9 protein-coding genes and 1 pseudogene are annotated in these 12,733 nt (G+C 35.0%); 7 read left to right on the top strand and 3 right to left on the bottom strand.

Features of this window, described 5'->3' with window-relative positions:
• The first annotated feature begins 232 nt into the window (after positions 1-232).
• The 6 genes and pseudogenes from RT261_RS03305 to RT261_RS03330 all read left to right on the top strand — a co-directional run bounded on the left by RT261_RS03305 (position 233) and on the right by RT261_RS03330 (position 7,391).
• The gene (locus RT261_RS03305; RefSeq protein ID WP_313129339.1) at positions 233-1,627 is read left to right on the top strand and encodes a L,D-transpeptidase family protein; all 1,395 of its coding nucleotides are present in this window, start codon (positions 233-235) and stop codon (positions 1,625-1,627) included.
• Between the two features lie 72 nt (positions 1,628-1,699).
• On the top strand, positions 1,700-2,482 hold the full coding sequence (locus RT261_RS03310) for an EFR1 family ferrodoxin (protein ID WP_313129341.1): 783 nt from the start codon (positions 1,700-1,702) through the stop codon (positions 2,480-2,482).
• Positions 2,483-2,693: 211 nt separating this feature from the next.
• Complete coding sequence (brnQ, locus tag RT261_RS03315) at positions 2,694-4,049, top strand: branched-chain amino acid transport system II carrier protein (protein WP_313129343.1); 1,356 nt, start codon at positions 2,694-2,696, stop codon at positions 4,047-4,049.
• A 171-nt stretch (positions 4,050-4,220) separates the two neighbouring features.
• Complete coding sequence (locus RT261_RS03320; protein ID WP_313129345.1) at positions 4,221-4,472, top strand: kinase to dihydroxyacetone kinase; 252 nt, start codon at positions 4,221-4,223, stop codon at positions 4,470-4,472.
• Between the two features lie 86 nt (positions 4,473-4,558).
• Positions 4,559-4,951 (top strand): hypothetical protein, encoded by a 393-nt coding sequence (locus RT261_RS03325; RefSeq protein WP_313129348.1) that lies wholly within the window; start codon positions 4,559-4,561, stop codon positions 4,949-4,951.
• A 358-nt stretch (positions 4,952-5,309) separates the two neighbouring features.
• Positions 5,310-7,391, top strand: a pseudogene (locus RT261_RS03330) (thioredoxin domain-containing protein).
• Between the two features lie 175 nt (positions 7,392-7,566).
• On the opposite strand, the gene RT261_RS03335 reads toward RT261_RS03330, so the two are convergent.
• Entirely contained in the window at positions 7,567-8,838 is a 1,272-nt protein-coding gene (locus tag RT261_RS03335) for a peptidoglycan-binding domain-containing protein (RefSeq protein ID WP_313129350.1), read from the bottom strand.
• A 239-nt stretch (positions 8,839-9,077) separates the two neighbouring features.
• Between RT261_RS03335 and RT261_RS03340 the strand changes: the two genes are divergently transcribed.
• Entirely contained in the window at positions 9,078-11,279 is a 2,202-nt protein-coding gene (locus RT261_RS03340) for a WD40/YVTN/BNR-like repeat-containing protein (RefSeq protein ID WP_313129352.1), read from the top strand.
• 55 nt (positions 11,280-11,334) lie between these two features.
• Here RT261_RS03340 and RT261_RS03345 read toward each other — a convergent pair whose 3' ends face one another.
• A complete protein-coding gene (locus tag RT261_RS03345) occupies positions 11,335-11,589 on the bottom strand; it encodes a YkgJ family cysteine cluster protein (RefSeq protein ID WP_313129354.1) in 255 nt (84 codons plus the stop codon).
• A gap of 57 nt (positions 11,590-11,646) precedes the next feature.
• The gene (locus tag RT261_RS03350) at positions 11,647-12,627 is read right to left on the bottom strand and encodes an aromatic acid exporter family protein (RefSeq protein WP_313129356.1); all 981 of its coding nucleotides are present in this window, start codon (positions 12,625-12,627) and stop codon (positions 11,647-11,649) included.
• Between the last annotated feature and the right edge of the window lie 106 nt (positions 12,628-12,733).

Below are 12,733 nucleotides of genomic sequence, written 5' to 3' on the forward strand. Positions count from 1 at the left end.
TCTAGTTAACCTATATTAGGCAAAGCGTACTTTCGTTAATAACCCAAATTTTTATACCTCTTATTAAATTTAGATTCAGGTGTAAGAATGATGTAGTTATGTGAATTTTTATGATTTGCTTGGAAAGATTAAGAAAGAAGATGTCTTATCTGTATATTCAGTCTTAATATCTTATATTCAAACATATTATTATTTAGTTATATGTTTTTCTATTAGGAAAGGTATAGACGCTATGAAAAATTTTAAGATAAAAAGTTTTCTCAAAAAGCAGGTTATAGAAAAAATTATTATTATAGTAGGCTCTATTCTACTTATTTATTTGCTTATTTCTTTGTATTTTTTGAATCATTTCTTTTTTAGAACGGTAATAAACGGAGTAGATGTTTCTTTAAAATCATATGACGATATAGAAAATATATTCGGGGGTTATGTCAAGGATTATGAGTTAGTGATTTTTGAACGGAATAATGAGACAGAGAAGATAAAAGGGATTGATATTGGGTTAAAATTCAGTGAGAAGAATAGTGTGTCTAAAGTTTATTCTATGCAAAGATCGTTTGGGTGGTTTCCTTCTTTATTTAAAGAGCAAAAATATGAGGTAAATGATTTATTTGTTTATAATACAGAAGATTTAAGGAGCAGATTAATGGATTTAAACTGCTTAAATAAAAAAGTAACGGAACCGGAAAACGTTAGCTTTAAGTATATAAATGGCGCCTATGTGATGGCTAAGGAAGTGTATGGAAATAAGATAAATAAGATGAAGTTCATAAAAACGATAAAAACTGCCATATTAAATGGAGAAACAAAATTAGATTTAAATGAAAAGCAATGTTATGTAAACCCAAAGTACACTATTAATTCCCATAAAGCCGTGGAAACAAAGAATCTGTTGAATAAATATGTGAAATCAAAAATAACATATTTATTTGGGAGTGAAAAAGAAATATTGGCCGGAAGCACAATAAACAGATGGTTGACAGTGGATGATGAATTAGAAGCTATAATAGATGAAGAAAGTGTGCTGCAATATGTTCGGGCGTTGGGAAAAAAATATGATACAATTGGTGTAACGAGAGAATTTAAAACGGCTACTGGTAAAGTCATCGAGGTTAAAGGCGGAATTTATGGCTGGAAAATTAATGTGGACAAAGAGACAGAAGCATTGCTAGGACATATAAAACAAGGAGAAATTATTGAAAAAGAACCAATATATGCTCAGAAGGCTTTCTCCAGAGAGAAGAATGACATTGGTAATACATATGTGGAAATCAACATTACAAGACAGCATGTCTGGTTTTATAAAGATGGAAAAATGATAATACAGGGTCCGGTGGTAACGGGAAACCCCAGTAGAGGCAATGCAACAAAACTTGGAACATTCATGTTGAATTATAAAATAAAAGATGCAACATTAAGAGGGCCGGGGTATGAGTCTAAAGTAACTTATTGGATGCCTTTTTATGGAAATATAGGGTTACATGATGCAAGCTGGAGATATTCCTTTGGAGGAACCATCTATAAAAGAAGAGGTTCTCACGGTTGTGTAAATGCTCCGAAATATTTGGCTAAAATTATTTTTGAATATATAGAAGAGGGAACTCCTATTATTTGCTATGAAGAATAGAAGGAGAGTAGTATAATAATCATAAATATTTATTTGGGAGCAGACTAAGGCTAATTACATAGGAGGAATTTTATGGGCAAGAATTTAAAACTACTTTATTTTAGTGCAACCGATACAACAGCAAAGATTGTAAAAGAAATAGCATATGGTATCGGAGCACCGGCAAAGGAGTATGATATTACATTACCCGCAGACAGACAAAAAGAACTTAGCTTTCACAGGGAGGATGTGGTCATTATCGGAGTCCCTGTTTATGCTGGAAGGGTACCGGGATTTTTAACAGAATATTTCACAAAGGTAAAAGGAAATCAGACGAAGGCGGTTTTTATCGTTGTGTATGGTAACCGTGATTATGAAGATGCTCTTTTAGAGTTAAAAGATACTTTGGAACAGAATGGTTTTATTGGTATTGCCGGAGGAGCATTCATTGGTGAACACTCCTATACTACAAAGTTAGCAGCCGGAAGACCGGATAAGGAGGATTTAAATTCAGCCAGAGAGTTTGGCGTGAAAATAAAAGAAATATTGAATAAAGATAATCAGGATACGATAAAAAAACTAATTATAAAAGGAAATTATCCATATAAGGAAAGAAAACCTCAACAGCCTGTTGCACCTGAAACAAATGATAAATGTATTAATTGTGGAATTTGCGCAATGCATTGTCCTATGGGTGCCATTGATCTTTCGGATTTTGAAGTTGTTGATGAAACAAAGTGTATAAAGTGCTGCAGATGTATAAAAAGATGTCCTGTTAATGCAAAAGCTATTAAACAAGAAGCATTTATTCAATTTACCCAAGGTTTAATTGATAAATTTGGTGCAACCAGACGTGAGCCGGAACTATTCTTATGATTTTATTAAATGAACTTTGTTTTTGAAAGGGCTGTTTAAAAGCTGACAGGTTAGCTGATAAACAGCTCTATCTTTGTTTTTTCTGGAAATTAAAAATACAGATTCCGAAGATTAGTTATTAGTGGTATAATTAGTTCTGCAGTGCACGCAATTACAATGAACTGTAAGAAGACTAAAATTGAGAATAGCAAAAGTTCAAGGAGGACTACTTTTGAGAGAAAGACTAAATTATAAGCAAAACATATTAATAGGTTCGTTATTGTTTGGACTGTTTTTTGGCGCCGGTAACTTGATTTTTCCGGTAAAAATGGGACAAGCAGCCGGGAATAATATGCCATTGGCTACTATTGGATTTTTAATTACAGGGGTGGGATTGCCTGTGTTGGGAATTGTTGCCTCAGCCCTTTCGGAAAGTGAAAGTTTATATGATATGGGCAAACCCGTTAGCTCCATATATTCCATTGTTTTTACCTGCCTGTTATATCTGACAATTGGACCACTATTTGCTATTCCACGAACTGCTACAGTTGCATTTGAAGTAGGAATGCATCCATTTATAGGAGAAGAACAATTAAAGTTGGGATTGTTTATTTTTTCATTTATCTTTTTTGCGCTGACACTATATTTTTCGTTGAGGCCGGGGAGGATTTTGGATTGGGTGGGAAGATTCCTTACTCCTGTTTTTTTACTACTTTTATCTATTTTATTAATTGCAACCTTTGTAAAGCCAATGGGACAGATAAGTCCCTATCCGCCACAGGGAAATTATATTACGGAACCATTAGTTACCGGTTTATTAGACGGCTACAATACTATGGATGCGTTAGCCTCTCTAGCCTTTGCGATTATCATTATTTCTAATATAAAAAAGTTTGGTATTAAAGATTCCAATTCTGTTGCGATTGAAACCTGCAAATCAGGACTGGTTGGTGTGATTGGAATGGCAGTTATTTATGCCTCATTGTCATATATGGGAGCTACCAGCTTAGGAAGTTTAAACAGTGCTGAAAACGGAGGAATTATATTATCCATGGTCAGTAATCATTACTTTGGCTCTGTTGGAAAAGTATTACTAGCGGCTATTGTTGGAATCGCATGTTTAAAAACATCCATTGGATTAATAACTTCATGTTCCGAAATGTTTAGTACCATGTTTCCAAGAACGATTTCTTATAAAAAATATGCTGTAGTATTTACACTTTTTTCTTTTACAATTGCTAATTTTGGATTAAACAATATAATTCAGTTATCAATACCGGTACTTATGTTTCTTTATCCGTTAGCAATTACTTTGATTTTATTATCTTTATTGGCTCCATTTATACATAAACAAAGTGATATTTATAAATGGACAACGGGTTTTACAATTATTGCAGCGATACCTGATTTTTGTAAAGCGTTACCTGAAGCTGCGCAAAGTAATATGGTGGTAAAACAGATTGTTAAATTTGCTCATTTATATCTGCCTGGATTTGATTATGGATTTGGATGGATAATACCGGCTTTATGTGGTTTCCTTATTGGATTTATTATTTGGGGATTTCGTGCAAAAAAGCATCGGATCTAATACAAGTAAGAAAATATATAAATATCGGTTTTCTCTAATCAGGTATCCGCACTCGTCTACAGGGAAAACTTGACTGAAAGTAAGTGGACATTTGCTTCTATTTGTCTATTGGAAAAGTACTATTTTGTATGATATGATATTCACAAACAGGAAATTATGGAGGAAAATTAGATGTTAGAATTTAAATATGATACTCAATTATTGATTGAGGGAGATAACCTTGATGAAGATGCTATCAATGATTATTTTACAAACAATTTTAAAGGAGACTGTCTCCTGGCAGTAGGAGATGAAGAACTTATTAAAATTCATTATCATACTAATGAACCGTGGAAAATACTGGAGTACTGTTCATCGTTGGGAGAGATATATGATATAGTAATTGAGGACATGGACAGACAGGCAAGAGGTTTACACGGTTAAATGTATTTTTATCAGCGTGAAGGCTACAATATCAATGTTAAGATTACATCTGATGTAATATGTAAAGAGTATTTATATTAAGCGAGGTGAGTAACATAGCAAATTTAAGAAATGAGATAGCAGAAGCAATTGGAATTAAATATCCTAATGCCACACCTCATATTGAGTATAGATTACTGGATTCCACAAAGGAAGATGGGTATACTAGGCATTTAATTGAGTATGATTCTTATGGAGACAAAGTCATAGCTTTTCTTCTGCTTCCGGAAATACTTGATAAAAATCCAGCTATTCTCATCAATCACCAGCACAACAGGGAACATCATTTAGGAAAGAGCGAAGTTTGCGGTCTAGCTGGAAATCCTTTGCAAGCTTTTGGACCTGAATTGGCGAAAAAGGGATTTGTTGTGTTAGTTCCTGACTCAATATGCTTTGAGGAAAGACGTAAAAATGCACATGGAATAGAACCTCTTAACTGAATGACCTACAAGTGCAAAAAACATACGATAAAAATTTGAAGGTGACATAAAGGCTTCTCTTGCAATATCATTTAAATCAATCAAATTATCAATATTGCTTTCAATGTAATCAATAGATTTTTGTATACGTTCATAATAGTTCAATTTGAGCACTCCTTTAATATCTTAAGATAAAAATATAATACCATGTATTGACTATCAATGTGCGACTTTTTCTACCAAATTTCATATTCCGCTGTTGCATAGATGCAACTATTTATTGTACATTGTCTTAAACTTGTACTTAAGAATATTATCGACATAATCTGAAATAATAAGAAAGTAGTTGAAATCTGAACAAACAAGGAGGTGATGCCCTATGACTAGCAGCAAAGAACCCAATAGATTAATCCATGAGAAATCTCCATACTTATTACAACATGCATATAATCCTGTAAACTGGTTTCCATGGAGCAGTGATGCTTTTGAAAAAGCAAAACAGGAAGATAAACCTATCTTCCTATCTATTGGGTATTCCTAGCAGTTGGAAATGATTGTGTCTACATGTCATTGGTGTCATGTAATGGCTCATGAATCCTTCGAGGATGAAGAAGTAGCCAATTTATTAAATCAATATTTTATTGCTATTAAGGTAGACAAAGAAGAACGACCGGATATTGACAGTATTTATATGTCTGCCTGCATTAAGATAAACGGCAGTGGTGGATGGCCTTTAACAATTATGATGTTTCCAGATCAAAAACCTTTCTTTGCAGGAACATATTTCCCTAAAAGGTCAAGATACAATATGCCTGGGCTTATGGACTTATTAAAAAATGTTCATGGTAAATGGATAAAGGATAGAGAAAGCTTATTAAAATCTAGTGAAACTTTAACCAATGCCATCAAAGAAGAATATGCCATGGACTATTCTGAGAGGGTTACACCAGAAGAATTATTAAAGGATGCAACACAGACATTAATAAGCCATGGGGATAAAAAATTTGGTGGTTTTGGTCATGCTCCTAAATTCCCAACACCTCATAATTTAATGTATTTGTTACGAATAGCATATTTTGATAAAAATAAGAAAGCCTTAGAGTTAGTAGAAAAAACACTTACCATTATGTACCAAGGAGGAATTTTTGATCATATTGGTTATGGCTTTTCCAGGTATTCCACAGATCATCTATGGCTGGTTCCCCATTTTGAAAAAATGCTTTATGATAATGGGTTACTGACCATTGCTTATTTGGAATGTTACCAGCTTACACATAAAAATCAGTACAAAGAAATTGCAGAGATGACCATGGAGTACGTTTTAAGAGAACTTGCTGCTCCGGAAGGAGGATTTTACTGCGCTCAGGATGCTGACAGTGAAGGCGTGGAAGGAAAATATTATGTTTTTACCCCGGATGAAATAATTGAGATTCTAGGCAGGGAAGACGGAGAATATTTCAACCAATATTACGGAATTACGGAACATGGTAATTTCGAAGGAAAAAGTATTCCCAACAGGCTGCACATGGACTATGGCACTTTTAGTGAAGAAAAGGGAAGTTTGGAATCGGATAGAATTACGGGATTAAGAAAGAAAGTTTATGACTACCGCATACATCGTACAAGACTTCATAAAGATGATAAGATTCTAACCTCCTGGAATGGAATTATGATTGCAGCATTTGCAAAGGCTTATATGATTTTACGGGATGAAAAATATTTAGATGCAGCAAAAGCAGCGGAGCAATTTATTCAGGATAAATTAAGTAAGGACGGAAGATTATTTGTTCATTATAGAGAGGGTATATCAACAGGAGTGGGGCATATTGATGATTATGCTTTTTATATCTGGGCATTGCTTAGTTTATATGAAGCTACACTGAATGTAGACTATTTGAAAAAATCTCTTGATTTTACAAAGATAATGACAGAACAGTTTTTTGATTCGGAAAATGGAGGATTTTATTTGTATTCCGAAGAAGGGGAACATTTAATACACAGACCGAAAGAAGTATATGATGGAGCTATCCCGTCCGGTAATTCGGCAGCTGCTTATGTGTTGCTAAAACTTTCTCTTTACACGGGGGATATAGGCATAAGTGAAACAGCGGAAAAGCAAATAGAATTTATAATGAGACAAATTGCTGATTATCCAAGCAGCCATACTTTCTCTATGATGGCAGTTATGCTTCAATATTATTCCACAAAGGAATTAATTTGTGTGGCAGATAAGGATTGTCAACTAAAAGAATTACAAGAATTAATGGCTGAGAATTTTCTTCCCAATATAAGTGTGATTGGAAAAACATTGGAAAATGAAAGAAAATTAAAAACCATTGCTGAATTTACTGGCGGATATAGTATGAAACAAGGTATGCCAACCTATTACCTCTGTGAAAATCATGCCTGCATGGCTCCAACAACGGATATTCATGATTTAGAAAGATTATTAACTGAATAATACTTTTATAAAAATGGTGTTAGAAAAAATTCTGGCACCATTCTTTAATTCTGCACCGGGGCTCCAGTGAAGAAGATGTATGCTCTTTGATTGGAGCAGGTAAAAAAATATTATTTAGAAGTAGAGTGCCAAGAAGTCGATAATGTGACTTTTGACACTCATATAAACCATTTTTTCAAAGACAGCGGTTTTGACCTCTGATCAGGCGATTATAGAGTCTTACCAAGTTATAATAGGTAGCAGAATCTACTACACCCGTTACGGACTCGTTAAAGATTGTCTGATATGACTTTACAGCAGCTTCGGTGGCGGGACCAAAGGTACCATTTGTTTCAGGCGCATGGATAGCGGGGTATACCCGGGATATGGTATTTAACATATTCTGCACAGCGGTTACATTAGCTCCTGTAGAACCAAGGCTTAGCTCTTGATGCTCCCAGGGGGTCTGTATTCCCGCAATATCATTGCTTGACGTGACATATACATCATTTCCAAAATAAGATTGAATGATTGATAAATAGTTAAGTCCTGTATCGGCAAATCTTTTAGAACCCCAAAGAGAAAGCATATCCGGACAGTCGGCTGTGTCGCCTCGGCAGATTTGGGCAAGTAGAGGCTGAGAAATTCCCGGACTAGCTATAAAAAAGTTAAATATATAGTCTACAGCAGTATTCATGTTTAAATAGGTATTTCTTCCATATACCCATAACTGGTCGAAAGCGGTTGATGAAGTAATGTAAAAGGAATATCCCTGATTCATATACCAGTTGGTATAAATTCGATTCAAGGTAAATGATATTACTGATAAAATAATAGAATAAAGGGCTTCCATGGGCCATGTGGGATAGGAAATACTGGAAACAACGTTTTTAATATAATTCTTATACTCTACATAATAGTCATTTGCAGAAGGATCATCGGGAAGACCATCGTGTACAATAACATATTCTGGGATTGTAATCGTGGATATTTCTCCGGTTTCAAATTCATATTTAATGGAATCCTCCTTAACTTTTGGGGGAAAGGAACCATTTAAATAGTTGGGGCTTATATTTATAATTTTAGGTTCCTGCGTGTCGTCGTCTACTGGTGGAAGGACGACTTGCTGTATGGAAACACTATTTGGGAATATCTGTACACCGTCAATGATTACAGTTCTTAGGCCGGGTACCGAAACGACTAAAATGTATTCCGAATATGGTAAGGTGTCTGTTGGTGTCATACTGTACTCTAAAGATGGAGTAGGCAGCTCAAGAGCAGGAATTTTACCTGAGATATTTGTATACTGCCTGGTTAGTAATGTATTTGGATCACTTTTACTATAAATCTCTACGCTTGCGGTATCAATAGGTCTTGATCCAAGTTCACATATAACATGAATATAAAGTTTACCGTAATAACCGGTCTCTGATTGGGCGAGGCGAACCATTTGATTATTAATATCCATTTCATGCTCCCATCTGGATTGTATAATATATCGTGTTAGTTTTATATATGCCTGATTCTATTAAATGATTACCTGTACTTTATAAATAGGTATGGAAGTAATAGAAGGCTGATTGGACTTTTTAAGAATTATTTAGTAATTATTTTAATTTCTGTTCGAATACTGTTGAATATTGTCATTCATTTTCATATAATAAGGTAGACTTAGAATATTATGACATTGATCAGGGGGTAGAAGATTTGTTAAAGAAAAGAATATTATACATAGTAACAATAGTACTGGTGGTAAATATAATGAATCCCACGAAGGCATGGGCAGCCACTTCAGGAAAGAATATAACCTGGAAAAAAACGAATACAGAGTCACAAAGTAATAATTATTATGATGTGACTTTTAATCAGGACAAAATTTATGTTGCTGTAGGAGATGAGGGATCTGTTGTTAGATCAGCGGATGCAAAAGTCTGGAAGACAATATCCCTTAAAACAACGGATAATTTAAGAGCAATTGCAACGAATGGCAAACAATTTGTTGCAGTTGGCAGTAACGGTATGATGCTTCAATCTGTAGATGGAAAGTCCTGGACAAGAGGAAGCCTTAAAGTATCTTATACCTATGAACAAATAGCGCCTAAAATGAAAAATTATTATGAAAAGGTCTATCAGATTAATTGGAAGACGAAGGCAAAACAGTCCCAATTTCAATTTAAGGACATTATCTGGGATGGTAAGAAATATGTGGCCATTGCGCAATGGGAAGTAGATGCAGGCAGTTTGAAAAAAGGGCAGGAATATAACTATTCTTCTAAGAGTCTTCGTTTAAGCGGCAGTTTTGTTGTAACTTCTAAAGACGGGAAGAATTGGGACGCTAAATTTATGGATACGCCGGAGATTGAAAAAATCGTATATACCGGTAAACAATATACGACTATATCGGAAGAAACTGTATCCTCTTCAAAGGACTTAGTGAAATGGAAGACAACTACCCCTAATATTCGGGGTGACTTTAGCAATTTAATATACAGCAATGGGAAGTACCTGGCAATTGGCTGGGATGGCAATATATCAGCTCGTACGGGGACCATTTACACTTCAACAGACGGTGTTAAATGGAAAGCGGTTATTAATAAAGAGATATTGGGTTCGGGCATTGGTGAAGAGGATGATACCTATGGTAAGCCTAACGGTTTTTCAGATCTCATCATGAATAGTGTTATCTGGGACGGAAAACAGTATGTAATAGCAGGACATAAAGGCATGATACTTACTTCTTCTAGCGGGACGAACTGGAAAATGCTTAACGATAGCTGGAATGTGACCTTTGAGCCCTTTGGATTTAATGATAAGCCTGGACCCCAGGCCAATATTAACCAGATTATTTATGACGGGGAGCAGTATGTTTTAGTTGGAAATAATAGTACAATCCTTGTAACCTCAGATTTGAGAACAGGAACAGTAGTTCGCGAACGTCCCTCTGTGAATTTTACAGCGGTTACATATGATGGTGGGAGCCGATACTTAGCCCATGGTGATGAAGATACCATATGGGAATCTTCTAACGAATATAACTGGAAGCAGGTGACATTGCCGGATTTTGGGTATATTAAGGATCTGGTATACTGGCAGGGTATTGCATCCCATGAGGGAAAGGCTATAGCAGTATACCGTGTCAAAGAAGGATGGTTAAGCTATAGTAATGCTATGTATTACTATTCTGATAAGCCTGGTGATTGGAAGAAGATGAATTTCCCTAAAGAAGTAGGGGGTATCTACGGCGTGAATTATATAAAAGATAAATTCTATGTTTTTACGAATAAAGGGGTGATAACCTCTGAAGATGGTGTTAAATGGAGCGGTTTTAGTCTTACAAAAACTATGTTAAGAAATATAACTTTTAACGGTAAAGTATATATTGGACAAAGTGGAATCTCTGACATGACCACAAGTGATAATGCATTGTTTACTTCAAAGGATGGAAAGAAGTGGACTAAAATTGCGGTTAATAAGGGTGGTAAGAAATATTATCTGACGGCTGCCAGCGTTGTCTGGAATGGTAAACAGTTTGTAACCATGGGTGGATCATTATACGAATGGGGAGCAGGTTTTAGTGGTGAAAACGTGGTAGCCTTTTCAAATGATGGTACCACCTGGACGTTAAAAAATGCAGACGATAATTATTATAAAGATGGAACTTACGGAAATAAAACGTATATTGCCGTTGATGGTATCGGAGATATCTATTATTCTACCAACGGAATAGATTATACTAAGTCTGAGAAAGCTACCGGTCAGCCAATAAATAAGGTACTATGGGATGGAAAAAAATTTATTGCTGTTGGTGAGAAGGGTACCATATTAGTTTCTACCAAGGATAAAGACACAGTTTTGCCTTCTCAAGATAAATGGACAGACAGCAGCAGACCCTATTCCATAGTTTATTAAAGGAACTATTATAAACAGCTGTATTAACTATATTGCGGAGTTAGAAGAACTTAAGTCATGGACTGGTAAGCTCTTCTAACTCTTTTAAATATCCCATTGCTTCCTCCTTCGTTGTCCCGCACATTTCTTGTGAGGGTTTAAGACTTAAACATACTTTAGGTCTTTTAGTATCTCCGAATAATCTGCACTTTAAATCCGGTGTTAACTGGATGCAGGGAATGCCGGCAGGTTTACCCTCAGGCATCCCGGGAATAGGAGAGGAAATGGAAGGAGCAATACAGCAGGCAGCACAATTACTTCGACATTCCATAAGTCGGTCCTTTCTTAGTTTATATTTAAATAAGTTATTTTCTAATTATTTCAGGCCCTAGGACCAGTACTTTTGTATCTGGTCCTTTGTTAATGTATCTGCAAACTCTTCTTTAATCAAGAGGAACATCTTAAAATCTTTCAATATCATATAAAGAACCGCGCGGTCTTCAAATTCCACTCTTGAAAGAGGGAGAGAACTTTGTCTATATTCTTCTTCCAGATTATGTTCTAATTCTAATAACCCTTTGGCGTTATTGGATTCTGCTAAGGAATTCGCAATGCTTTCTATAAATTGTGCAATTGGTAAAACTTCCTTTGGTACAGTGTGAAGAGATATGATTTTCTCATAGATTTCTTTAAGTATCTGTAACTGATGTTTTCTCATCTCCATATAACGGATAAAGTATTCGGACTCCTGAAATAGTGTATTGTTCATATTTGTGTATGCGTATGTAATACCCAGATTAATATCTTCTTGTAATGGCACAAAACAATGATCTTTATAAGTACTTTTGTCTGATTCTCTAAGAAAATAAGCCATGCGAAATAATATTTTACGTAAATCGGATTCAATTCGCTCTTGAACTTCCCTAATTTGTTTTACATTACTTGACATAAATAAATTAATGAGTGTTCCAATTCCGGCTCCAATAAAAAGAAGGAGCGCTTCATTTGCAATCATATGAATACTGATACTCTTAGAGAGGATGTAATGAGTTGCAAGTACGGAATTCATAGCAATTCCATCCTGTAACTTTACAATAGAACAGCCACCAACAAACAAAAATAGAAACACACCAAAAGGAATCGTACCAAAGCCGAAGCTTAAAAAAAGAATAAGAGCCAGTATTGTGGCAAATAAAAATGCAATGATACGTTTTATGGAAATAAATATGGTTTCTTTCTTTGTATCCTGTATTGTTAAAAGGGTTATAATCCCCGCTGATATACTATAGTCCAGTCCTATAGAACTGGCAAGCAAGATAGCAAGAGTACTTCCTACAGCAATCTTACTGACTTTATTAAACTGTTTCATTGAATACTCCTTATTTTTAAAAGTTGTAATTTGCTTTAATCATACCATAAACTTTTGTTACCGCCTAGTCTTTATACCTTATAAAAAGCCTTTCAATATAACAAAT

The sequence above is a fragment of the Anaerocolumna sp. genome (assembly GCF_032079385.1).
Classification (GTDB): Bacteria; Bacillota; Clostridia; order Lachnospirales; family Lachnospiraceae; genus Anaerocolumna.

Bases quoted from the DNA above. Each gene is read 5' to 3' on its own strand.
- RT261_RS03310 (WP_313129341.1), top strand. From the start codon at position 1,700: ATGGGCAAGAATTTAAAACTACTTTATTTTAGTGCAACCGATACAACA.
- RT261_RS03350 (WP_313129356.1), bottom strand. From the start codon at position 12,627: ATGAAACAGTTTAATAAAGTCAGTAAGATTGCTGTAGGAAGTACTCTT.
- RT261_RS03320 (WP_313129345.1), top strand. From the start codon at position 4,221: ATGTTAGAATTTAAATATGATACTCAATTATTGATTGAGGGAGATAAC.
- RT261_RS03345 (WP_313129354.1), bottom strand. From the start codon at position 11,589: ATGGAATGTCGAAGTAATTGTGCTGCCTGCTGTATTGCTCCTTCCATT.
- RT261_RS03305 (WP_313129339.1), top strand. From the start codon at position 233: ATGAAAAATTTTAAGATAAAAAGTTTTCTCAAAAAGCAGGTTATAGAA.
- RT261_RS03335 (WP_313129350.1), bottom strand. From the start codon at position 8,838: ATGGATATTAATAATCAAATGGTTCGCCTCGCCCAATCAGAGACCGGT.